The organism is Jatrophihabitans sp. (genome assembly GCA_036389035.1).
Taxonomy (GTDB): Bacteria; Actinomycetota; Actinomycetes; order Mycobacteriales; family Jatrophihabitantaceae; genus Jatrophihabitans_A.
The window spans coordinates 387,318-410,944 of record DASVQQ010000007.1; the positions used below are offsets into that span (position 1 = coordinate 387,318).

The following is a 23,627-nucleotide window of genomic DNA, read 5'->3' on the forward strand; positions in this document are numbered from 1 at the left end:
CTCCCGGCCGCGCTGTGTAGCGTCGGGCTGGTCAGAGCAGCAAGGGAGTGCCGGAATGGATATCGCCGCGCGGCGATGGTTCGACTCGCACACCTTCGACGCGGCACAGTTCGACAGCGCCGACCTGCTCAGGGCAAAGCGGCAGTCGGGCCAGCGGGTGAGCGTGGTGATCCCGGCGCGCAACGAGGCCGCGACCGTCGCGGCCGTGGTCGGCCAGATTCGCCAGGCGCTGATGGGCGCCGGACTGGTGGACGAGCTGGTGGTGCTGGACTCCGATTCCACCGACGACACCGCGGCCGTGGCCCGGGCCGCCGGCGCGGCGGTGTTCGCCGCCCGCGACATCGACACCGGCACCCCGGTGAGCCCTGGCAAGGGCGAGGCGTTGTGGAAGTCGCTGTTCGTCACCAGCGGTGACCTGCTGGTCTTCATCGACGCCGACCTCACCGAGTGGGGCCCGCACTTCGTGACCGGCCTGCTCGGGCCGCTGCTGACCGACCCGGACACCCTGCTGTCCAAAGGCTTCTACGATCGGCTCGCCGACGACCTGCCCGGCGAGCCGGCTGTCCCGACGCCGGACGCGGCGCCGCAGGGTGGTCGGGTGACCGAGCTGGTGGCCCGGCCGTTGCTGAACCTGTACTGGCCCGAGCTGGCCGCTGTCGTCCAGCCGCTGGCCGGCGAATGGGCAATCCGGCGCTCGCTGATCGAGTCGCTGCCGATCCCGGTCGGCTATGGCGTCGAGTTCGCCAGCCTGACCGACACCTGGCGCAGGCACGGCTTGGCCGCGATCGCCCAGGTCGACCTGGGCAGGCGCGGGCACCGGCACCAGAACGTGCATGATCTGGGAGTGATGGCCGCCGAGATCCTGGCAACGGCGATGCGCCGGCTGCCGCTGGATCGGGCCGGCGTGCCGGAGGAGGCAGGACCGCCGGTGACGGGACCGCCGGCCGCTGCCGAGCCGAGCCTGCAGCAGTTCGACCGCGCCATCCCGGGCTGGCGCAGCCGTCCGGTGCCGGTGCTGGAGCGCCCGGCGGCCCGGGCCAACGAGCGCTACCGAGCTGCCGAGCAGCGCCGGACGGCGGCCCGATGCTCGAGCTAGCCGGCCGCGGCTTCGACTCCGACGCCCTGCTGATCATGGCGATCGTGAACCGGACACCGGACTCGTTCTATGACCGCGGCGCCACCTACGCCTTCGACAAGGCACTGGAGCGGGTGGCCGAGGTGGTCGCCGCCGGCGCAGAGATCGTCGACATCGGCGGCGTGAAAGCGGCGCCCGGCGATGAGGTGGACGCGGCGGAGGAGATCCGGCGCACGGTCGACTTCGTGGCCAGGGTGCGCGCCGAGTTCCCCGACGTGATCATCTCGGTGGACACCTGGCGCCATGAGGTGGCGCGGGAGGTATGCGCGGCCGGGGCGGACGTGCTCAACGACGCCTGGGGCGGCTATGACCCGCGGCTGGCCGAGGTGGCGGCCGAGTTCGACGCCGCACTGGTCTGCACGCACGCCGGCGGGGTGCAACCCCGGACCAGGCCGCACCGGATCTTCTACGACGACGTGCTGGCCGACGTGCTGAGCCGCACGGTCGATCTGGCTGAGCGGGCGGTCGCGCTGGGGGTCTCGCGGCGGCGGGTCATGATCGATCCGGGGCATGACTTCGGCAAGAACACCTGGCACTCGCTGGAGCTGACCCGGCGGCTGGCCGAGATGGTGGCGACCGGCTGGCCGGTGCTGGTGTCGCTGTCGAACAAGGACTTCGTCGGCGAGGCGCTGGACCTGCCGCTGGACCAGCGACTCCTGGGCACCCTGGCGGCCACCGCGATCTGCGCCTGGCAGGGCGCGATGGTGTTCCGGGCCCACAACGTGGCCGAGACCAGGCAGGTGCTCGACATGGTCGCCGCCATCCGCGGCAGCCAGCCGCCGCGGCGGGCCGTGCGGGGCCTGGCGTGATCGTCGCGGTGGCCGGCTGCCCGAACCCGCCGCTGTTGCTGCGCGGCATCACCGGGCGCCCGGTTGCCGAGGTGGAGCAGTTGCGGGCCGCCTGCCTGGACGCGATCGGCGAGCTGCTGGCGGCCGGCCCGGCCCGGCTGGTGGTGATCGGCGGCGCGGCCCCGGATGAGGACGACAAGGCGCTGAGCATCGTGGTCGGCCGGTTGCTGCTGAGCCAGGCCGGCTGCGAGCTGTCGGTCGAGCACCTGGTGATCGCGGCCGACAGCCCGCCGGCGGACTGCCTGCGGACCGGTCGCGCGCTGGCCGACAGCGCCGGCGGCGACGATGAGGTGGGGCTGCTGGTGATGGCCGATGGCTCGGCCCGGCGAACGCTCAAGGCGCCCGGCTACCTCGACCCCCGCGCCGCCCCGTTCGACGAGGCCGTCGAGGCCTGCCTGCGGTCGGGCCGGCTGGCCGGGCTGGCCGGGCTCGACCCGGTGCTGGCGGCTGAGCTGCTGGTCGCCGGCCGGGCTGCCTGGCAGGTGCTGGCCGGCGCCGTGGGGGAGGCGCCGGGGCGCAGCCGCGTGCATTACAGCGATGACCCGTTCGGTGTCTGGTACCCGGTGTTCAGCTGGCTGTCAGAAAGCTGAACTGAGCAAACTGCGCGGGTTCGAACCTGGCGCTACTGTCAAGATGTGCAACGATGACACCTTGGAGTAGGCATCTTGCTGAGCACGTACCACGACGGCATCCTGCGATGAGCGGGCCGACCAGCGCCAGCCTGCCCTTGGCGTTCGTGCAGGAGGAGAAGATGACGACCACCGATGTGACCCTGACGTCCGACGAGCGGGACGCCGAGCTCAACCTCGACCAGCTCAAGCAGCTGGTCGGCCTGGTGCCCTACGACGAGAGCACCGACCCGTTTCCGGTCACCGGCTGGGACGCGGTCGTGTTCGTGGTCGGCAACGCCACCCAGACCGCGCACTTCTACCAATCCGCCTTCGGCATGGAACTGGTGGCCTACTCCGGCCCTGAGACCGGCAACCGCGACCACAAGTCCTACGTGCTGCGCAGCGGATCCTGCCGGTTCGTGATCTCGGGCGGGGTGCGTCCGGACAGCCCGCTGCTGGATCACCACCGCGCGCACGGCGACGGGGTACTCGACATCGCCCTGGAGGTCCCCGACGTCGACCGCTGCATCCGGCAGGCCCGGGCGCAGGGAGCCACCATCCTCTCCGAGCCGCACGAGGTCAGCGACGAGTTCGGCGTCATCCGCACCGCGGCCATCGCCGCCTACGGCAACACCCGGCACACCCTGATCGACCGCTCCGGCTACACCGGCGTCTACCTGCCCGGCTACGTCCCGCGCAGCTCCGGCTACCGCAAGCGCGACGGCGCTCCGAAGCGGATGTTCCAGGCCCTGGACCACGTCGTGGGCAACGTCGAGCTGGGCAAGATGGATGACTGGGTCGGCTTCTACAACAAGGTCATGGGCTTTGTGAACATGGCCGAGTTCATCGGCGACGACATCGCCACGGACTACTCCGCGCTGATGTCGAAGGTGGTGGCCAACGGCAACCACCGGGTCAAGTTCCCGCTGAACGAGCCGGCGATCGCCAAGAAGAAGAGCCAGATCGACGAGTTCCTGGAGTTCTACCAGGGCCCCGGCGTGCAGCACCTGGCGCTGGCCACCAACGACATCCTGCGCAGCGTGGACGCCATGCGGCTGGAGGGGGTGGAGTTCCTGGCCACGCCGGACTCCTACTACTCCGACCCCGAGCTGCGGGCCCGGATCGGCAACGTCCGGGTGCCGATCGAGGAGCTGCAGTCGCGCGGCATCCTGGTCGACCGGGACGAGGACGGCTACCTGCTGCAGATCTTCACCAAGCCGGTCGGGGACCGTCCGACGATGTTCTTCGAGCTGATCGAGCGGCACGGCTCACTGGGCTTCGGCAAGGGCAACTTCAAGGCCCTGTTCGAGGCGATCGAGCGCGAGCAGGAGACCCGCGGCAATCTGTAGCCGGGGGCGCATTCGTCGAGCGGAGGGGTGGCGGTGAGCAGGCGCGAGCTGGACTCACTGGACGTGTCGATCCTGGCCGCGCTGCGAGACACCCCGCGGGCCGGGTACCTGGAGCTGTCCCGGCTGCTGCAGGTCTCCCGCGCCACCATCCAGGCCCGCCTGGAGCGCCTGGAGCGCGACGGCGTGGTCTCGGGCTACGGCCCGGACGTCGACCTGGCGGCCGCCGGCTTTCCGGTGCTCGCCTTTGCCACGCTCGAGATCGCCCAGGGCCGGCTCGAAGAGGTGACCGCCGCGATGGCCGCCATCCCCTCGGTGGTCGAGGCCTTCGCCACCACCGGTCCTGGCGACGTGCACTGCCGGCTGGCCGCCAGCTCGCACGAGGACCTGCAGCGGGTGCTGCTGGAGGTCTCTCAGATCCAGGGAGTGGCCCGCTCGACGTCGGTGATCGCGCTGACCAGGCTGGTGCGGCACCGGCCCGTCGAGCTGCTGGAAGCCGCTGAGGTGCCACGGGCCAGCCGCACGGGCAGCCGCTAGGACCGGATCAGCCCGAGTGCCAGGGGAGCCCCGAGCGGGAGCCCCGAGCGGCTTTAGGCCGATCCGCGCCGATCGAGTTCGGCGCGCACCCGGGCCAGCTCGTCACGCAACCGGCCGGCCAGCTCGAAGTCCAGGGCGGCCGAGGCGCCTGCCATCTCGGCGCTGATGTCCTCGACCAGCCGGTCCAGTTCCCAGCGGGTCCGCGAGGCCAGCTGCACGGCTGCCGTCCGGGTCGCGGTCTCAGTGGTGCAAGCGCCGTCGCTGTTGAGCACCGGCATCAGCGCCGGCGCCGCTCCCAGGTGGTGAACCCGGCCGGTGTCAGCGGCCTTGCGCGGCCGGCGCCGCCCGACCAGGTCGCGAGCCCGGCCTGATCCGGCCGGGAGCCGGTCCTCGGCATCGCTCATGCAAACATGTTATGGCCGGGCCGGGCGGGCGCGCGAAGAGCGCCGCGAGCCATGCTTAGACTGGCATGGAGCGGTTCGTGAAAGTTTTCACGAGCGCGGCGGTGGCACTAGTTGAGGGGACTTCGATGACGGCGATCGCCGACGGTCCGGGCGGCCTCTCGCAGCCCCTGGAGACCTCGGAGTCCCCCGAGGACGGCCACTACGACGCCGACGTGATCGTGGTGGGCGCCGGGCCGTCCGGTTCGGCCGCCGCCTACTGGATGGCCACGGCGGGGCTCGACGTCCTGCTGCTGGAGAAGACGTCGTTCCCCCGGGAGAAGGTCTGCGGCGACGGCCTGACCCCGCGGGGCACCCGGGCGCTGATCGACATGGGCATCGACGTCAGCGAAGAGGCCGGCTGGCTGCACAACAAGGGCCTGCGGGTGATCGGCGGCGGCATGCGCCTGGAGCTGGACTGGCCCGAGCTCGCCTCGTTCCCCGCCTACGGCCTGGTCCGCCCGCGGGCGGACCTGGACCATCTGCTGGTGCGCCAGGCCGTCAAGGCCGGCGCCCGGCTGCACGAGCAGACCTCGGTCACCGCGCCGATCCTGGACAAGCAGGGCCGGGTGACCGGCGTGCTGGCCAAGGGCGGACCAGGGGCAGACCGGGCCGAGAGCAGCTACCGGGCGCCGATCGTGCTGGCCTGCGACGGGGTGTCCGGACGGTTCGCGCTGGCCCTGGGCCTGCAGCGCAACGACAAGCGACCGATGGGCGTGGCGGTGCGCCGTTACTACACCAGCCCGCGGACCGACGATGACTACCTGGAGTCCTGGCTGGAGTTGTGGGACGGCCCGCCCGGCGCCGACGACGCCAAGCTGCTGCCCGGCTACGGCTGGATCTTCGGGATGGGGGACGGCTCGGTCAACGTCGGCCTGGGCGTGCTGAACTCCTCCGCCGGGTTCCAGAAGACCAACTACCGCACGCTGCTGACCACCTGGCTGGACAGCACCCCGCCCGAATGGGGCCTGCGAGAGCAGAACGCGCTGTGCCCCACCCAGGGCGCCGGCCTGCCGATGGGCTTCAACCGGACACCGCACTACCGCGACGGCGTGCTGCTGGTGGGTGACTCCGGCGGGTCGGTGAACCCGTTCAACGGCGAGGGCATCCCGTACGCGATGGAGTCGGGCAAGTTCGCGGCCGAGGCGGTCGTGCGGGCCCTGGCCCGCCCGCCGGGGCCGGCCCGGGAGAAGGCGCTGGCGAGCTACCCGGCGGCGATGGCGGCCGAGTGGGGCGCCTACTACCGCCTCGGCGGCGTCTTCGTGAAGTTGATCGGCAACCCGGCGGTGATGCGGGCCTGCACCCGGCACGGCCTGCCGCATCCCGGGCTGATGAGGTTTGTGCTGAAGTTGCTGGCAAATCTGACCGACCCGCGCGACGGCGACGTCAGCGACCGGATCATCACGGCGCTGACCCGGGTCACGCCGCCGTTGCGGTAGGCCGCTCGATGAAGAGCTTAGGTAAGCCTAACCAGCGGCCGGGCGGCCGAGCCGACTACCGTGGCAGTGCTTGTCAAGACTGCCGTGAGCCCAATCGAGTCGACTTCAAGTGAGAAGGGAGGCAGGTCACGATGCTGGGGGCATACCTGCCGATCGTGGTTCTTTTCGCGCTGGCGTTCGGGTTCGCGGTCTTCTCGGTGGTCATCGCGACCGTGACCGGCCCCAAGCGCTACAACAAGGCCAAGCACTCCTTCTACGAGTGCGGGATCGAGCCGGCGCCGATGTCGTCCGGGCCCAACCGGTTTCCGGTCAAGTACTTCCTCACCGCGATGCTGTTCATCATCTTCGACATCGAGATCATCTTCTTGTACCCCTACGCCGTCGCCAGCCGGGAGTTGAGCCTCCTCGGCCTGATCGAGATCTTCCTGTTCCTGGCAACCGTGTTCATCGCCTACATCTACGTCTGGCGTCGCGGCGGCCTGGATTGGGACTGACGATGAACCGAGAAACGATTTCCTTCCCGAGATTGGCCCGCTGACATGGGTTTAGAAGAGAAGCTGCCGGACGGGATGCTGCTGGCCACCGTCGAGTCGGTGGTGAACTGGACGCGCAAGTCCTCGCTGTGGCCGGTGACCTTCGGCCTGGCCTGCTGCGCCATCGAGATGATGACCTTCGGGGCGCCGCGGTTCGACTCGGCCCGGTTCGGCATGGAGGTGTTCAGGCCCTCGCCGCGGCAGGCGGACCTGATGATCGTGGCCGGCCGGGTCAGCCAGAAGATGGCCCCGGTCGTCCGGCAGATCTATGACCAGATGGCTGAGCCGCGCTGGGTGATCGCGATGGGCGTCTGCGCCTCGTCGGGCGGCATGTTCAACAACTACGCCGTCGTGCAGGGCGTGGACCACATCGTCCCGGTCGACATGTACCTGCCAGGCTGCCCGCCGCGGCCGGAGATGCTGATCGACGCGATCCTGAAGCTGCACCACAAGATCCAGAACGAGCCACTCGGACCCAAGCGGGCCGAGCGGCTGGCCGGCCAGAAGGTCGATCTCATCCCGTCCAGCCAGAGGTTCGCCAAATGACCACCGGCCCGGACTTCAACCCCGAGGTGGCCCTGGGCCAGGCCTCGGGCAGCCTGCCGGCCGACCGCCAGACTCCCGGCATGTTCGGGGTCATGGGCTCGGGCGACACCTCCGGCTTCTCCGGTCTGCAGCGCGAGCCGTGGATCGAGCTGCCCGTCGGGCGCCCGTACGGGGGGTACTTCGACGAGGTGATGGACGCCTTCGCCGAGGCCTATCCCGAGCACGAGGCCGCGGTCGAGAAGGTGGTGCTGCACCGGGGCCAGCTGACCGTGCACCTGCGGCGCGAGCACGTGGCGCGGGTCTGCCAGGTGTTTCGGGACGACCCGGCGCTGCGGTTCGAGTTGCTGTCCAGCGTCTCGGGGGTGGACTACCTGGCTCGTGAGGGGATGGACGGCAAGCGGCTGCACGCGGTCTACCACCTGACCTCGATGACCTTCCGACGCCGGATCCGGCTCGAGGTCGCGGTCAGCACCGCCGACCCGCACATCCCGTCGGTCACCGGCGTCTACCCGACGGCCGACTGGCAGGAGCGCGAGACCTGGGACCTGTTCGGGATGATCTTCGACGGCCACCCGGCGCTGACCCGGATCATGATGCCCGACGACTGGGACGGCCACCCCCAGCGCAAGGATTACCCGCTCGGCGGCGTGGTGACCGAGTACAAGGACGGCGCGAGCATCCCGCCGCCGGACGAACGGCGGGCCTACCGATGAGCAGCGCCGCAGCCACTTCCGCGATGAGCGCTCCGATGAGGAGTGGAGGGCAGGACCGGTGACCACTTCCGATTTCTACAGCCCGTCCCGCGAGACCACCGAGGGCCGGATCTACAACGTCTCGGGCGGCGACTGGGACTCGGTGCTCGGCGCCGAGCCGCTGGGCGAGGAACGCCTGGTCATCAACATGGGCCCGCAGCACCCCTCGACGCACGGCGTGCTGCGGCTGGTGCTCGAACTCGAAGGCGAGACGGTCACCGACGCCCGGGTGGTGGTCGGGTACCTGCACACCGGCATCGAGAAGAACACCGAGTTCCGCAACTGGACCCAGGGCAGCGCCTTCGTGACCCGGTGCGACTACCTGTCGAACCTGTTCAACGAGTCGGTCTACTCGATGGCCGTCGAGCGGCTGCTCGACACGGTCGTGCCCGAACGCGCCAACCTGATCCGGCTGATGATGATGGAGATCAACCGGATCTCCTCACACTGGGTGTGGCTGGCCACCGGAGGCATGGAGCTGGGCGCGCTGACCGCGATGACCAACGGATTCCGGGCCCGGGAGCGCTGCCTGGACATCTTCGAGCTGATCACCGGCCTGCGGATGAACCACGCCTACATCAGGCCGGGTGGCCTGGCCATGGACCTCCCCGAGGACGCCATACCCAAGATCCGCGGCTGGATCAAGGAGACCGACAAGGAGATCCTCGGGGTCGACCGGTTGCTACGCGGCCAGCCGATCTGGATCAACCGGCTCAAGGGAGTCGGCTGGATCGGGGTCGAGGGCTGCCTGTCCCTCGGCGTGACCGGGCCGTTGCTGCGGGCCGCCGGCCTGCCGTGGGACCTGCGCAAGACCGAGCCCTACCTCGGCTATGAGACCTATGACTTCGACGTGCCCACCGACGACGGCGGTGACTGCTGGAGCCGGTTCGTGGTGCGGGTCGCCGAGATGCGCGAGAGCCTGCGGATCATCGCCCAGGTCCTCGACCGGATCTCCCAGACCCCGGGACCGGTGATGGTCGACGATCCCAAGATCGCCTGGCCGGCCCAGCTGTCGATCGGCTCGGACGGGATGGGCAACTCTGCCGCGCACGTCAACAAGATCATGAACGGCTCGATGGAATCGCTGATCCACCACTTCAAGCTGGTCACCGAGGGCTTCCGGGTGCCGGCCGGGCAGGTCTACGTGCCGGTCGAGGGCCCGCGCGGCGAACTCGGCGCGCACGTGGTCTCCGACGGTGGCACCCGGCCCTACCGGGTGCACCTGCGCGACCCCTCCTTCATCAACCTGCAAGCTGCCGCGGCGATGTCGATCGGCGGCCAGATCGCCGACGTGATCGCCTCGATCGCCTCGATCGACCCGGTGATGGGTGGGTGTGACCGCTGATGAAGACGACAGCGAGTGAGGATCGCAGCGGAGCGAGGACCGGAGCGAGCGCGGAGTCGAATGATGAGTAGCAACACTCGCCTGAGCCTGATCGACATCGGACGCCCCGGTGACCCGGCCGTCTTCGACGCCGACGTCCGCGCCGCGGCGGTCGAGATCATCGCCCGCTACCCGCTGGGCCAGGCCCGCTCGGCGCTGCTGCCGATGCTGCACCTGGTGCAGTCCGAGCAGGGTTATGTCTCGGCCGACGGGATCGCCTTCTGCGCCGAGCTGCTGGAGCTGACCAAGGCGCAGGTGGCCGCGGTGGCCACCTTCTACACGATGTACAAGCGGTCCCCGACCGGTGAGTACCTGGTCAGCGTCTGCACCAACACCCTGTGCGCGATGCTGGGCGGTGACGAGATCTACCAGGCGCTGTCCGAGCAACTGGGCGTCGGGATGAACCAGACCGCCGGCACTCCCGGCGAGCCCGGCTCGATCACCTTGGAGCACGCCGAGTGCCTGGCCGCCTGTGACTACGCCCCGATCGTGACGGTCAACTACGAGTTCTTCGACAACCAGAGCGTGGACTCGGCCCTGGGCCTGGTAGCCGAGCTGCGGGCGGGCAACCGACCGCAGCCGAGCCGGGGCGCGCCGCTGTGCAGCTTCAAGGAGATCTCGCGCCAGATCGCCGGTTTCGTCGATCAGCGGCCCGCTTCACGCCGGGCCGAGGCGACCGGCGCGCCCACCGAGGCCGGCGTCCGGCTGGCCCACGAACTCGGCCAGCAGGCGCCGGGTTACCCGCCGGGTGCCGACGCCGGTTCCAGCTCTGCCGATGCCGAGCGGGTGGCCGTCGACAACTCCGGCAAGCCCGACTACACCAGCTCCAACGACGCGCCCTTGAACACGTATAAGAGCGATCCGGCCGCGGACTCACCGACCGGCGGTCAGAGCGAGCGGGTTGACAGAACTGATGAAGTCGACAGAGCCGACAAGGGACAGTGACATGCCGCTTACTCCGGTCCTGACCAAGCGGTTCGGCGCCAACGCGCCGTGGCTGCTGGACAACTACGTCAAGCTCGACGGCTACGCCGGCCTGCGCAAGGCCCTGACGATGCAGCCGGACGAGTTGATCGCGCTGGTGAAGGACTCCAACCTGCGAGGCCGCGGCGGCGCCGGCTTCCCGACCGGGATGAAATGGCAGTTCATCCCGCAGGCCAAGCCGGGCGAGGCGGCCAAGCCGCACTACGTGGTGGTCAACGCCGACGAGGGCGAACCGGGCACCTGCCGGGACCTGCCGCTGATGATGAACGACCCGCACTCGATGATCGAAGGGATCATCATCGCCTGCTACGCCGTCCGGGCGCAGCACGCCTTCGTCTACATCCGCGGCGAGGCGGTGCACGCGATCCGCCGGGTCACCCAGGCGGTGAACGAGGCCTACGCCAAGGGCTATCTGGGCGACAACGTGCTCGGCAGCGGCCTGCGCTTCGACATGACGGTGCACGCGGGCGCCGGGGCCTACATCTGCGGCGAGGAGACCGCGCTGCTGGACTCGCTGGAGGGCAAGCGGGGTCAGCCGCGGCTCAAGCCGCCGTTCCCGGCGACCAACGGCCTCTACGACGCACCGACGGTGGTGAACAACGTCGGCACCCTGGCCAGCGTGCCCTACATCGTGCTGGGCGGCGCCGCCTGGCACAAGCAGATGGGCCCGGACGGCTCGCCCGGAACCTCGATCTACTCGCTGTCCGGCCGGGTCGCCAACCCGGGCCAGTACGAGGCGCCGATGGGCACCACGCTGCGCGAGTTGCTGGAGATGGCCGGTGGCATGAGCCGCGGCAAGCCGCTGAAGTTCTGGACGCCGGGCGGGTCCTCGACCCCGCTGTTCACCGCAGAGCACCTCGACGTGCCGCTGGACTTCGACGAGGTGGCCAAGAGCGGCTCGATGAACGGCACGTCGGCGGTGATGGTGTTCGACTCCGACGACAGCGTCGTGCAGGCCGTGCTGAAGTGGACGCAGTTCTACGAGCACGAGTCCTGCGGCAAGTGCACGCCATGCCGCGAGGGCAACTATTGGACCGCCCAGATCCTGGAACGGATCTGGCACGGTCAGGGCACCCTGGCCGACCTGGACGTCCTGCTCGACGTCAGCGACAACATCCTGGGCCGCTCGTTCTGCGCGCTGGGTGACGGCGCGACCAGCTGCATCACCTCCTCCATCCAGTACTTCCGCGACGAATACCTCGCCCTGATCGAGAAGAACCCGAACAGCGGCGTCCAGCCGCACCCGCCAGCCCTGACCGGAGCACCCGCATGACCGTCGCCCCCGAGAAGCCCGCCGGGCAACGCCCGGCCGAGGACCTGGTCACCGTCACCATCGACGGCATCGAGACCGCGGTCGAGAAGGGCACCCTGCTGATCCGGGTCGCCGAGCAGCTGGGCATCCACATCCCGCGGTTCTGCGACCACCCGTTGCTGGAGCCGGCCGGCGCCTGCCGGCAGTGCCTGGTCGAGGTGACCGACATGGGCAACGGCCGCGGCATGCCCAAGCCGGCCGCGTCCTGCACCACCACGGTCATGCCGGGCATGGTGGTCAAGACCCAGCTGACCTCGGCGGTGGCCGACAAGGCCCAGCAGGGCGTGATGGAGCTGCTGCTGATCAACCACCCGCTGGACTGCCCGGTCTGCGACAAGGGCGGCGAGTGCCCGCTGCAGAACCAGGCGATGAGCAACGGCCGCGCCGACTCCCGGTTCTCCGAGATCAAGCGCACCTTCGCCAAGCCGGTCGCGGTGTCCAGCCAGGTGTTGCTGGACCGGGAACGCTGCGTGCTGTGCCAGCGCTGCACCCGGTTCTCCGAGCAGATCGCCGGCGACCCGTTCATCGACCTGCTCGAGCGGGGCCCGCTGCAGCAGATCGGCACCTCCACCGACACCCCGTTCCAGTCCTACTTCTCCGGCAACACCGTGCAGATCTGCCCGGTCGGCGCGCTGACCGGCGCCTCCTACCGGTTCCGGGCCCGGCCCTTCGACCTGATGTCGACGCCGAGCGTCTGTGAGCACTGCTCCTCCGGCTGCGCGCTGCGCACCGACTGGCGGCGCACCAAGATCACCCGCCGGCTCGCCGGTGAGGACGCCGAGGTCAACGAGGAGTGGAACTGCGACAAGGGCCGGTGGGCCTTCCAGTACATCAACCAGCCCGACCGGCTGCTGGCCCCGCTGATCCGCGACCGGTCCGGCCGGCTGGTCGAGACGTCCTGGCCGCAGGCGCTGGAAGCGGCCGCGGCCGGTCTGGCGCGGGCCCGCGACAACGGCGGGGTCGGCGTGCTGCCCGGTGGCCGGCTGACCGAGGAGGACGCCTACGCCTACGCCAAGTTCGCCCGGGTGGCGCTGGGCACCAACGACATCGACTTCCGGGCCCGGCCGGGCTCGGCCGAGGAGTTGGCGTTCCTGGGCGCCGAGGTGGCCGGCAGCTCTCCCGAGACCGGGGCGCTCACCTACACCGACCTGGAGCAGGCCGGCACCGTCCTGCTGGTCGGGTTCGAGCCGGAGGAGGAGTCACCGATCACCTTCCTGCGGCTGCACAAGGGGGTTCGCAACGGCCGGTGCGCGGTGTACTCGATCGCGGCGCTGGCCAGCCGCGGCCTCGACAAGCTAGCCGGACGGCTGCTGCCGACGACGCCCGGCGCCGAGGCCGAGGCGATCGCTGCCGTGGACGGCGAGCTGCGTGCGGCGCTGGCCGGCGGAGTGATCCTGGTCGGCGAGCGGATGGCCGGGGTTCCCGGAGCGCTGAGCGCGGTGTCGGAACTGGCCGCCAGCACCGGCGCCCGGCTGGCGTGGGTGCCCCGGCGGGCCGGCGAGCGCGGGGCGGTGGACGCCGGCGCGCTGCCGAACCTGCTGCCCGGCGGCCGCTCGGTCAGTGACGACGCCGCCCGGGCCGAGGTGGAGCGGATCTGGAACGCGCACCTGCCGACCGCTCCCGGCCGGGACCTGCCCGCCCTGCTGGCAGCCGCGCTGGCCGAGGAGGCGCCGCTCGGCGGCCTGCTGGTCGGCGGCGTGGAGCTGGCCGACCTGCCGGATCCGGCGCTGGCCGAGGCGGCGCTGGCCGCTGCCGGCTTCGTGGTGAGCCTGGAGATCCGGCAGTCGGCGGTCACGGCGCACGCCGACGTGGTGCTGCCGGTGGCGGTGGCGGCTGAGAAGGCCGGCCGCTTCGTCACCTGGGAAGGCCGCCGGCGGCCGTTCGACCTGACCCTCACCAACACCGGCCAGATGGCCGACGGCCGGGTGCTCAATGCCTTGGCCGACGAGCTCGACATCGACCTGGGGCTGCCTAGCCCGGCCAGCGCGCGCGACGAGCTCGCGGTCCTCGGCGTCAGCGCCGGCCGCGGCCGCCGGCCCGAGCCGGTCCGGGCGCCTGCCGGGCGCACCGGCCCCGGCATCGTGCTGGCGACCTGGCACGAGCTGATCGACGGTGGCCGGCTCACCGACGGTGAGCTGAACCTGGCCGGCACCAGCAAGCCGCTGCGGGTGATGATGGCCGGCGCCACCGCCGCCGAGCTGGGCATCAGCGCCGGTGACCTGGCCGCGGTCAGCACCGCGCACGGCTCGCTGACCGCGCCGGTCGAGCTGACCGAGCGGGCGGTGACCGGCGTGGTGTGGCTGCCGACCAATCACCGGGACGGGTCGGTGCGTAAGGTGCTGCGCGCGGTCCATGGCGATCAGGTCACGGTGACTCGGGTCCAACCGGGCTCGGCACGTGACGCTTCCGGTGAGTGGAGGTAGGCGATGATCAAGCTGGGGCTCACTCAAGGGCCTGACCTTCACCTGCTGGCTGAGACCGACCCCAACGCGACGCTGGCCGGCTTCGGGCACGACCCGTTCTGGCTGATCCTGATCAAGGTGTTCGCGGTGTTCGCGTTCCTGGTCGCGATGACGCTGTTCGCGATCGTGTTCGAGCGCAAGGTCGTCGGCCGGATGCAGAACCGGATCGGTCCCAACCGCACCGGGCCCTGGGGCATCCTGCAGTCCCTGGCCGACGGCGTGAAGCTGGCCTTCAAAGAAGAGATCATCCCGACGCTGGCCGACAAGCCGGTGTACTGGATCGCGCCGGTGGTCTCGACGGTGCCGGCCTTCCTGGCGTTCTCGGTGATCCCGTTCGGCCCGGAGGTCTCGATCTTCGGCGAGCGCACCATGCTGCAGCTGACCGACCTGCCGGTCGGCGTGCTGGTGATCTTCGCCTGCTCCGCGCTCGGGGTGTACGGCATCGTGCTGTCGGGCTGGGCCTCGGGTTCGACCTATCCGCTGCTCGGCGGCCTGCGCTCGGCCGCCCAGATGATCTCCTACGAGATCGCCCTGGGCCTGTCCATCGTGATGGTCTTCCTCTACTCCGGCACCATGTCGACGTCGGGGATCGTGGAGTACCAGCGCGAGCACCTGTGGAACGCGATACCGCTGTTCGTGTCCTTCGGCATTTTCGTGATCGCCATGGTCGGTGAGACCAACCGGGCTCCGTTCGACCTGCCCGAGGCCGAGTCCGAGCTGGTCGGCGGCTTTCACACCGAGTACTCCTCGATGAAGTTCGCCCTGTTCTTCCTTGCCGAGTACATCAACATGGTCACCGTCTCGGCGCTGGCCACCACGCTGTTCCTCGGCGGCTGGCGCGCTCCGTTCCCGCTGTCGCTGTGGGAGGGCGCCAACTCGGGCTGGTGGCCGATCCTGTGGTTCACCGCCAAGGTGATCCTGTTCATCTTCGGCTTCGTCTGGCTGCGCGGCACGCTGCCCCGGATGCGCTACGACCAGTTCATGCACTTGGGCTGGAAGGTGCTCATCCCGCTCAACCTGGCCTGGATCATGGCCGTCACCACCATGCGGGTGCTGCGGGACCGGGGCTGGAGCGCCCTCACCGTGATGCTGCTGGTCGGCCTGCCGATCATCGCCATGATCGGGTTGTGGGCAGTGCTGGACGCCCGCCGCTCGAAGCGGATCGAGGCCGAGCTGGCCGCGGAGGAAGCCGACGAAGCCAGCCGCCCGGCAGCCTTCCCGATCCCGCCGATGGATCTGGTGGTGCCGCCCTCGCCCAGGCTGGTCAACGCCGGCGTGAGCTCGCCGGCACTGCCCGCTCCCGAACGATCTCTGTCCGAAAGGCCTTGAAGATGGCTGACCTACCAGGTCCGCGGCCGTCCGCGGACGACGCCGCGGAGCCCACCGGCGCCGCGGTGCCCCGTAGTTTGCAGGCTGAGGTGACCGGGACCGAGGTGCGCCCGGCCGAGGCCGGGCTGCCGGCGCCGGGGGACGTCTCGGCGGTGGCGCTCAACGAGAACGAGTTCAACCACCCGAACGCGACCGTGGCCAGCTTCGCCGCCGGCTTCGGCCTGACCTTCTCGACCATGTTCAAGAAGGTCTACACCCAGCAGTACCCGTTCGAGGTCTTCCCGACGGCGCCGCGCTACCACGGCCGGCACGTGCTGAACCGGCATCCGGACGGCCTGGAGAAGTGCATCGGGTGCGAGTTGTGCGCCTGGGCCTGCCCGGCCGACGCGATCTACGTCGAGGGCGGCGACAACAGCGAGGACGCCAGGTTCTCCCCGGGTGAGCGCTACGGCAAGGTCTATCAGATCAACTACCTGCGCTGCATCTTCTGCGGCCTGTGCGTGGAGGCCTGCCCGACCCGTTCGCTGACCATGAGCAACTCCTACGAGCTGGCCCTGGACAACCGCCAGGACCTGATCTACACCAAGGAGCAGTTGATGGCCCCACTGCTGCCCGGCATGGAGGCGCCGCCGCATCCGATGCGCCTCGGCGACAACGAGAAGGCCTACTACACCCCGCGCAAGGACGAGGGAGCGCCCCAGAGCGCCGCCAATGTCGCCGGCCGGCCCATCACCAGCCCGGCTATCGAGATCGGCGGGCACCACGCATGAGCGCGGCTCCGGTGGTGCTGGCCGCCGCCCAGGTGAGCACCGGTGAGGCGGTCGCGTTCTGGATTCTCGGGCCGGTCGCGCTGCTCGGCGCGATCGGCATGGTGCTGCTGCGCAACGCGGTGCACTCGGCGCTGTCCCTGGTCACGACGATGATGTGCCTGGGGCTGTTCTACCTGATCCAGCAAGGCCCGTTCCTGGGCCTGGTGCAGATCATCGTCTACACCGGCGCGATCATGATCCTGTTCCTGTTCGTGCTGATGCTGGTCGGGCGGGACTCGGCAGACTCGCTGGTCGAGACGCTGCGCGGGCAACGGGCGGCGGCCCTGCTGTTCGGGGTCGGGTTCGCCCTGCTGGTGGCGCTGGCGATCGGGAGCGCGTTCACCGGCCAGGAAGCCAAGAACCTGGACGCGGCCAACTCCCGGTCCGGCACCAATGTCAACGGGATCGCGGAACTGCTGTTCACCAAGTACCTCTTCGCCTTCGAGCTGACCTCGGCGCTGCTGATCGTGGCCGCCGTCGGGGCGATGGTGCTGGCCCACGTCGAGCGGGAGGGTCCGCGGCCGAGCCAGAAGACGCTGGCCAGAGAGCGGATCCGCTCCGGCCGGCCGCAGCCGCTGCCCGGGCCCGGCGTGCTGTCCTCGGGCAACGCGGTCGGCACCCCGGCGCTGCTGCCGGACGGCTCGGTCGCCGGCGAGTCGCTGCTGGGCAGCGGAGCCGAGATCAGCGTCGGCGCGCCCCACGCGCTGCCCGAACGGGAGGGTGATCGGCTGTGAGGCGGCTTTCCGGCGATCGTGAGGGCGCGGTCGCCTCATGACCCCCACCTACTATCTGGTGCTGTCCGCGGCGCTGTTCTCGATCGGCGCCGTCGGGGTGCTGGTCCGGCGCAACGCCATCGTGGTCTTCATGTGCGTCGAGCTGATGCTCAACGCGGTGAACCTGAGCCTGGTCACGTTCTCCCGCATCAACGGCACCCTGGATGGCCAGATCATGGCCTTCTTCGTGATGGTGGTGGCCGCGGCCGAAGTCGTGGTGGGCCTTGCCATCATCATGTCCATCTTCCGGACGCGGCGGTCGGCCTCGGTCGACGACGCGAACCTCCTGAAGTACTAAGGGGAGCTTCGAACAGTGAACGCCGCTCACGGAATCCAGTCCGCAGCCTGGCTGCTGGTTGCGCTGCCGGCCCTGTCCTCGGCAGCCCTGCTGCTGCTGGGCAAGCGCGCCGACCGGTGGGGTCACCTGCTCGGCGCGCTCGTCCCGGTGCTGCTCTTCGGCTACGCCCTGATGCTGTTCTTCTCCATCAGAAGCGAGACCGGTGAGGAGCGCGTACGCAACCTGCACCTGTTCAGCTGGGTGCCGGTGGGCGGCTTCAACGTCGATGTCGGGTTCCTGCTCGACCCGCTGTCGCTGGCCTTCGTGCTGCTGATCACCGGGGTCGGCTCGCTGATCCACATCTACGCGGTCGGCTACATGCGCCATGATCCCGGCCGGCGGAGGTTCTTCGGCTACTTCCACCTGTTCATCGCCGCGATGCTGCTGCTGGTGCTGGCCGATGGTTACCTGGTGCTCTACGTCGGCTGGGAAGGCGTCGGGCTGGCCTCATACCTGCTGATCGGCTACTACTACACCCGCGAGTCGGCCGGCACCGCGGCCAAGAAGGCCTTCATCGCCAACCGGGTCGGTGACGTCGGGCTGTCGATCGCGATCATGCTGATGTTCGCCTACCTCGGAACCACCGACTTCGAGGGCGTCTTCGCCGGCGCGGACGGACTGTCCAACGGCGTGGTCACCGCGATCGCGCTGATGCTGCTGCTCGGCGCCTGTGGCAAGTCCGGGCAGTTCCCGCTGCAGACCTGGCTGCCCGACGCGATGGAGGGCCCGACTCCGGTCTCGGCCCTGATCCACGCGGCGACCATGGTGACCGCCGGGGTGTACCTGATCGCCCGGTCGGCGCCGATCTTCAACCTCACCGAGACGGGCCGCACGGTGGTGGTCATCGTCGGGGCGATCACGCTGCTCTACGGCTGCATCTGCGCCTTCGGCCAGGATGACCTGAAACGGGTGCTGGCCTACTCCACGGTCAGCCAGATCGGCTACATGTTCCTGGCTGTCGGGCTCGGCGAGGGCGTGTACGCGATCGGCATCATGCACCTGCTCGGCCACGGCGCCTTCAAGGCGGCGCTGTTCCTGTCGGCCGGTTCGGTGATGCACGCGATGAACGACCGAATAGACATGCGCCGCTTCGGCGGTCTGGCCCGGATCATGCCGGTCACCTACGGGGTGTTCCTCTGCGGCTACCTCGCCATCATCGGGTTCCCGCTCGCCACCGGGTTCTTCACCAAGGACAAGATCATCGAGGCCGCTTTCAACAAGGGCGGCGTCAGCGGCTGGGTGCTGGGCGGGGTGGCGCTGCTCGGCGCCGGCCTGACCGCCTTCTACATGACCCGGGCGCTGGTGATGACCTTCCACGGCCGCCGCCGCTGGGAGGACGACGTGCACCCGCACGAGGCCCCGCTGGTGATGAAGGTGCCGCTGGTGATCCTCGGGGTGCTGTCGCTGGTCACCGGCGGGTTGCTGGTGTCCGGCGGCGCGCTGCAGCACTGGCTCGAGCCCTCGGTCGGGGAGTCGGTGGAGGAGGGGCTGCACACCATCTCACCGGCCGTGCTGACGTTGATCACGCTGCTGGTGGTCACCTTCGGGGTAGCCGGCGCCATCGTCGCGTTCGCGGTGCGGCCGGTGCCGGTCCTGCAACCGGCCGGCTCGCCGATCACGGTCGCCGCCCGGCGCAACCTCTACGCCGACGCCTTCAACGAGACGGTGCTCATGCGTCCGGGCCAGTGGCTGGTACGCGCCCTGGTGTTCTTCGACAACCGTGGCGTCGACGGCGCCGTGAACACCCTGGCCGCCGGCCTCGGTGGCGGCTCCGGCCGGCTTCGTCGGCTGCAGACCGGATTCGTCCGGTCCTACGCCCTATCCATGCTGGCCGGCGCCGCGGTGTTACTCGCGGCGCTGCTCGCGGTGAGGTTCTCCTGATGCAAGACCTCAGCCTGCTCGGGCTCCTCGCCGTTCCGCTGCTGGGCAGCCTGCTGATCTTCGCGTTGCCGGCCAGGCGGATCCTGCTGGCCAAGCAGATCGCGCTGGCCGCCTCGGTGATCACCTTCGGCTACACCGTCGTGCTGGGCGTGGCGTTCAAGACCACCGAGGGCGCCGACCGCTTCCAGTTCAGCAACTCGTGGGTGTGGATCGAGAACCTGGGGGTGCATTTCGCCTTCGGGCTGGACGGCATCGCCCTGGTGCTGATCGCGATGGCCGCCCTGCTGGTGCCCTGCGTGGTGCTGTCGTCCTGGCACAGCTTCGACAGCGTCGAAGGCGCTGAGGAGCTGCGCAGCACCACCCGGTCGCCCAAGACCTTCTTCGGGCTGGTGCTGCTGCTCGAGGTCTTCATGATCGGGGTGTTCGCGGCCACCGATGTCTTCCTGTTCTACGTGTTCTTCGAGGCCATGCTGGTGCCGATGTACTTCATCATCGGCAGCTTCGGCGGGCCGCGCCGGCAGTACGCGGCGATGAAGTTCTTCCTGTACTCCCTGGTCGGCGGCCTGCTCATGCTGGCCTCGGTGATCGGCGTCTACGTCAGCTCGGGCACCTCGAGTTTCGCCTTCACCGACCTGGTCGGCAACGTCCCGGGCGGCGCGACCCAGAAGTGGCTGTTCCTCGGTTTCTTCATCGCCTTCGCGATCAAGGCCCCGCTGTTCCCGTTCCACACCTGGCTGCCCGACGCCGGCGCCGAGGCGCCGGCCGGCGGCGCGGCGCTGCTGGTGGGGGTGCTGGACAAGGTCGGCACCTTCGGCTTCCTGCGCTACTGCCTGCCGCTGTTCCCCGAGGCCTCGCGTGACTTCGCCAAGCCGATCCTGATCCTGTCGGTGATCGGTGTGCTCTACGCGGCCTTCCTGGCGATGGGCCAGCGCGACATGAAGCGGCTGGTCGCCTACACCTCGGTGGCCCACTTCGGCTTCATCGGCCTGGGGATCTTCGCCTTCACCACCCAGGGCGGCACCGGCGCCGTGCTCTACATGGTCAACCACGGCCTGGCGACCGGGCTGCTGTTCATCGTGGTCGGCTACCTGGTGGTCCGCGGCAAGAGCCGGCTGATCGCCGACTACGGCGGCACCGCCAAGGTGGCTCCTCGCATGGGCGGGGTCTTCCTGATAGCCGGCCTGGCAGCACTGGCCCTACCGGGGATGAGCACCTTCATCAGCGAGTTCCTGACGCTGCTGGGCACCTTCACCCGGCACAAGACGCTGGCGATCCTCGCCACCACCGGCATCATCCTGGCCGCGATTTACGTCCTGCTGCTCTACCAACGCACGATGCAGGGCCCGCTGAAAGAGAAGGTCAGCGGTTTCCGTGACCTCAACGCGCGCGAGATCTTCGCCGTCACGCCGCTGATCGTGCTGATCTTCGCCCTGGGGATCTACCCCAAGCCGGTCATCGACATCATCAACCCGGCTGTGCAGTTCACCATGAACGACATCGGCCAGACTGATCCGCAGCCCCAGCAGGCGGCCCAGCCCGGAGGAGCCAAGTGAGCCCGCTGAACATCGTGCTGGCGGCCGACCCCCCGAACCTGATCCAGGCCCCGTCGATCAGCTACTCGGCGCTGTCGCCGATCCTGATCGTGCTGGGCGCGGCCTGCCTCGGCGTCCTGGTCGAGGCGCTGGCGCCGCGCGAGCGCCGGTTCCACCTTCAGCTCGGGCTGTCGCTGGTGTCGCTGCTGGCAGCCCTGGTCGCCGTCATCATGCTGCGCGGGCGGTCCACCCTGACCGCATCGAGCGCGCTGTCCATCGACGGCGTCACCCTGTTCCTGCAGGGCTCCATCCTGGTGCTGAGCGCGCTGTCGATACTGCTGCTGGCCGAGCGCGCGGTCGAGCCCGGCGGCGCCATCGTCGCCTCGGCGGCGGTGGTGGTGGGCTCACCGGCCGACCGCAGGCTGGCCAGCGGCGAGCGGGTCCAGACCGAGATCTTTCCGCTGACCCTGTTCGCCGTCGGCGGCATGCTGATCTTTCCGGCGGCCAACAACCTGCTGCTGATGTTCGTGGCGCTGGAAGTGCTGTCGCTGCCGCTGTACCTGATCGCCGGCCTGTCCCGCCGGCGCCGGTTGCTGAGCCAGGAAGCGGCCATCAAGTACTTCTTGCTGGGCGCGTTCGCCTCGGCGTTCTTCCTGTACGGCGTGGCCCTGCTCTACGGCTACGCCGGCTCGGTGGACCTGTTCGACATCCTGCGGGCCCAGAACAGCTCCACCCAGTCCGACGTCCTGCTCTATCTCGGTTTCGGGCTGCTCATCGTGGGCCTGCTGTTCAAGGCCGGCATCGCGCCGTTCCACTCCTGGACCCCCGACGTCTACCAGGGCGCGCCGACGCCGGTCACCGCCTTCATGGCCTCGTGCACCAAGATCGCGGCCTTCGGCGCCATCATCCGGGTGCTCTACGTCGGCTTCTCGGTCAGCGCCTGGAACTGGCGGCCGATCATCTGGGGGGTGGCGATCGCCTCGATGGTGGTGGGCTCGATCGTCGGCCTGACCCAGACCGACCTCAAGCGGATCCTGGCCTATTCCTCCATCGCGCACGCCGGGTTCATCCTGGTGGGACTGGTGTCACTGGACGGGGCGGGGTTGTCCAGCGTGCTGTTCTACCTGGCCGCCTACGGCTTCACCACGATCGCCGCCTTCGGGCTGCTGACGCTGGTCCGCGACGCCAACGGCGAGGCCAATCACCTGTCGCAATGGTCGGGCCTGGCCCGCAGGTCACCGCTGTTCGCGATCACCTTCACCTTCTTGCTGCTGGCCCTGGCCGGCATTCCGCTGACCAGCGGTTTCACCGGCAAGTTCGTGGTCTTCCGGGCCGCCTACGACATCGCCGGGCCGCTGGTGGTGATCGCGCTGATCGCCTCGGCCGTCGCGGCGTTCTTCTACCTGCGCATCGTGGTGATGATGTTCTTCGCCGAACCGGCCGAGGACGGGCCGACGGTGGCCATCCCGTCGGCGATGTCCACCATCGCCATCACCGTGGGCACCGCGGCAACCCTGGTGCTGGGCATCTTCCCGCAGCCGCTGCTGGACCTCGCCGACAAGGCAGCTCGGTTACGCGGGTGAGCTATCAGTCCTCCCTCCTGGCTGTCGGAATCGAGTTTGACGACCCGGCTCTGGAAGCAACGGTCCGGGAAGGCCTGCAGACCATCGAGCTGGCGCTGAAGGCCGCGGTTCGTTCTGAGGACGAGTTCGTCGCCGACGTCGCGAAGTACCTGGTCAACGCCGGCGGCAAGAGGTTCCGTCCGCTGCTGGCGCTGCTGGCCGCGCAGTTCGGCGACGTCGAGGCCGACCATGACGGAGTGGTCATGTCGGCAGTGGTCTGCGAGCTGACCCACCTGGCCACCCTGTACCACGACGATGTGATGGACGAGGCGACCGTCCGACGCGGGGCCACCGCGGCCAATACCCGCTGGACCAACACGGTCGCCATCCTGACCGGTGACTTCCTGTTCGCCCGGGCCTCCGACATCCTGGCCGATCTGGGACCTGAGGCGGTCCGGATCCAGGCCCGCTGCTTCGAGCGGCTGGTGACCGGCCAGATTCGCGAGACGGTCGGTCCCAAGCCGGGAGTGGACCCGATAGATCACTACCTGTCGGTGCTGGCGGACAAGACCGGTTCGCTGATCGCCACTTCGGCCGAACTCGGCGCCCGGTTCGCCGGGGTCGACGAGCAGACCGTGGACTGCCTGCGGGCCTTCGGCGAGCAGTTCGGCATGGCCTTCCAGATCTCGGACGACATCCTCGACATCGCCTCGGAGGCCGGGCAGTCAGGCAAGACGCCGGGCACCGACCTGCGCGAGGGCGTTCAGACGCTGCCGGTGCTCTACGCGCTGCAGGACAACGACGCGGCCGGCGACCGGTTGCGCGAGCTCGTCAGCAGGCCGCTCGAGGACGACGGCGAGCACGCCGAGGCGCTGGCGCTGCTGCGCTCCTCCGAGGCGATCCAGCAGGCCAAGCGCACCATGTTGGAGTACGCCGAGTCGGCTCGGGCAACCATTGCCGGGCTGCCGGAGGTGCCGGCCAAGGCTGCCCTGCACGCCTTGGCCGATCTGGTCGTGGTTCGCAGCGGCTGAGCCGGGGTGGTCAGAGCGGTCCGGAACAAGGCGTAACCTACGTA

General features: G+C 69.5%; 22 protein-coding genes. 21 read left to right on the plus strand and 1 reads right to left on the minus strand.

All coding sequences use genetic code 11. The annotated features are described in order from the left end of the window. The first annotated feature begins 55 nt into the window (after nt 1–55). The 5 genes from VF557_04390 (at nt 56) to VF557_04410 (ending at nt 4,477) form a co-directional block, all read left to right on the plus strand. A complete protein-coding gene (locus VF557_04390) occupies nt 56–1,096 on the plus strand; it encodes a glucosyl-3-phosphoglycerate synthase (protein ID HEX8079427.1) in 1,041 nt (346 codons plus the stop codon). Then, a complete protein-coding gene (gene folP, locus VF557_04395; GenBank protein HEX8079428.1) occupies nt 1,084–1,944 on the plus strand; it encodes a dihydropteroate synthase in 861 nt (286 codons plus the stop codon). The genes VF557_04390 and folP overlap by 13 nt, the downstream gene beginning before the upstream one ends. After that, the gene (locus tag VF557_04400) at nt 1,941–2,573 is read left to right on the plus strand and encodes a hypothetical protein (protein HEX8079429.1); all 633 of its coding nucleotides are present in this window, start codon (nt 1,941–1,943) and stop codon (nt 2,571–2,573) included. The genes folP and VF557_04400 overlap by 4 nt, the downstream gene beginning before the upstream one ends. Before the next feature lie 107 nt (nt 2,574–2,680). After that, the gene (hppD, locus tag VF557_04405) at nt 2,681–3,943 is read left to right on the plus strand and encodes a 4-hydroxyphenylpyruvate dioxygenase (GenBank protein HEX8079430.1); all 1,263 of its coding nucleotides are present in this window, start codon (nt 2,681–2,683) and stop codon (nt 3,941–3,943) included. Nucleotides 3,944–3,976: 33 nt separating this feature from the next. Continuing rightward, nucleotides 3,977–4,477, plus strand: coding sequence for an Lrp/AsnC family transcriptional regulator (locus tag VF557_04410; protein HEX8079431.1), 501 nt, complete (start codon nt 3,977–3,979; stop codon nt 4,475–4,477). Nucleotides 4,478–4,530: 53 nt separating this feature from the next. Here the strand turns inward: VF557_04410 and VF557_04415 are convergent, their stop codons facing one another. Next, entirely contained in the window at nt 4,531–4,881 is a 351-nt protein-coding gene (locus tag VF557_04415; protein ID HEX8079432.1) for a UvrB/UvrC motif-containing protein, read from the minus strand. A gap of 125 nt (nt 4,882–5,006) precedes the next feature. Between VF557_04415 and VF557_04420 the strand changes: the two genes are divergently transcribed. The 16 genes from VF557_04420 (at nt 5,007) to VF557_04495 (ending at nt 23,583) form a co-directional block, all read left to right on the plus strand. Continuing rightward, on the plus strand, nt 5,007–6,356 hold the full coding sequence (locus VF557_04420) for a geranylgeranyl reductase family protein (GenBank protein ID HEX8079433.1): 1,350 nt from the start codon (nt 5,007–5,009) through the stop codon (nt 6,354–6,356). 134 nt (nt 6,357–6,490) lie between these two features. Then, nucleotides 6,491–6,850: an NADH-quinone oxidoreductase subunit A gene (locus VF557_04425; GenBank protein ID HEX8079434.1), complete on the plus strand. Its 360-nt coding sequence runs from the start codon at nt 6,491–6,493 to the stop codon at nt 6,848–6,850. Between the two features lie 45 nt (nt 6,851–6,895). Further along, a complete protein-coding gene (locus VF557_04430) occupies nt 6,896–7,435 on the plus strand; it encodes an NADH-quinone oxidoreductase subunit B family protein (protein ID HEX8079435.1) in 540 nt (179 codons plus the stop codon). Continuing rightward, nucleotides 7,432–8,148: an NADH-quinone oxidoreductase subunit C gene (locus tag VF557_04435; protein HEX8079436.1), complete on the plus strand. Its 717-nt coding sequence runs from the start codon at nt 7,432–7,434 to the stop codon at nt 8,146–8,148. Before VF557_04430 ends, VF557_04435 begins: the two co-directional genes overlap by 4 nt. 58 nt (nt 8,149–8,206) lie before the next feature. Then, nucleotides 8,207–9,532, plus strand: coding sequence for an NADH-quinone oxidoreductase subunit D (locus tag VF557_04440; protein HEX8079437.1), 1,326 nt, complete (start codon nt 8,207–8,209; stop codon nt 9,530–9,532). 63 nt (nt 9,533–9,595) lie between these two features. Further along, complete coding sequence (gene nuoE / locus VF557_04445) at nt 9,596–10,516, plus strand: NADH-quinone oxidoreductase subunit NuoE (GenBank protein ID HEX8079438.1); 921 nt, start codon at nt 9,596–9,598, stop codon at nt 10,514–10,516. A 1-nt stretch (nt 10,517) separates the two neighbouring features. Further along, nucleotides 10,518–11,828: an NADH-quinone oxidoreductase subunit NuoF gene (gene nuoF, locus VF557_04450; protein ID HEX8079439.1), complete on the plus strand. Its 1,311-nt coding sequence runs from the start codon at nt 10,518–10,520 to the stop codon at nt 11,826–11,828. After that, entirely contained in the window at nt 11,825–14,290 is a 2,466-nt protein-coding gene (locus VF557_04455) for an NADH-quinone oxidoreductase subunit G (GenBank protein ID HEX8079440.1), read from the plus strand. The genes nuoF and VF557_04455 overlap by 4 nt, the downstream gene beginning before the upstream one ends. A 3-nt stretch (nt 14,291–14,293) precedes the next feature. Continuing rightward, nucleotides 14,294–15,658, plus strand: a complete 1,365-nt coding sequence (gene nuoH / locus VF557_04460) for an NADH-quinone oxidoreductase subunit NuoH (GenBank protein ID HEX8079441.1) — start codon at nt 14,294–14,296, stop codon at nt 15,656–15,658. A gap of 2 nt (nt 15,659–15,660) precedes the next feature. After that, nucleotides 15,661–16,428: an NADH-quinone oxidoreductase subunit NuoI gene (nuoI, locus tag VF557_04465; GenBank protein ID HEX8079442.1), complete on the plus strand. Its 768-nt coding sequence runs from the start codon at nt 15,661–15,663 to the stop codon at nt 16,426–16,428. Further along, on the plus strand, nt 16,425–17,201 hold the full coding sequence (locus VF557_04470) for an NADH-quinone oxidoreductase subunit J (GenBank protein ID HEX8079443.1): 777 nt from the start codon (nt 16,425–16,427) through the stop codon (nt 17,199–17,201). Before nuoI ends, VF557_04470 begins: the two co-directional genes overlap by 4 nt. A 37-nt stretch (nt 17,202–17,238) precedes the next feature. Further along, entirely contained in the window at nt 17,239–17,538 is a 300-nt protein-coding gene (gene nuoK, locus VF557_04475; protein ID HEX8079444.1) for an NADH-quinone oxidoreductase subunit NuoK, read from the plus strand. Between the two features lie 15 nt (nt 17,539–17,553). Then, entirely contained in the window at nt 17,554–19,458 is a 1,905-nt protein-coding gene (nuoL, locus tag VF557_04480; GenBank protein HEX8079445.1) for an NADH-quinone oxidoreductase subunit L, read from the plus strand. Further along, on the plus strand, nt 19,458–21,011 hold the full coding sequence (locus VF557_04485; GenBank protein HEX8079446.1) for an NADH-quinone oxidoreductase subunit M: 1,554 nt from the start codon (nt 19,458–19,460) through the stop codon (nt 21,009–21,011). The genes nuoL and VF557_04485 overlap by 1 nt, the downstream gene beginning before the upstream one ends. After that, entirely contained in the window at nt 21,008–22,573 is a 1,566-nt protein-coding gene (gene nuoN / locus VF557_04490; protein ID HEX8079447.1) for an NADH-quinone oxidoreductase subunit NuoN, read from the plus strand. The genes VF557_04485 and nuoN overlap by 4 nt, the downstream gene beginning before the upstream one ends. After that, nucleotides 22,570–23,583 (plus strand): polyprenyl synthetase family protein, encoded by a 1,014-nt coding sequence (locus VF557_04495; GenBank protein ID HEX8079448.1) that lies wholly within the window; start codon nt 22,570–22,572, stop codon nt 23,581–23,583. The genes nuoN and VF557_04495 overlap by 4 nt, the downstream gene beginning before the upstream one ends. Nucleotides 23,584–23,627: the final 44 nt, after the last annotated feature.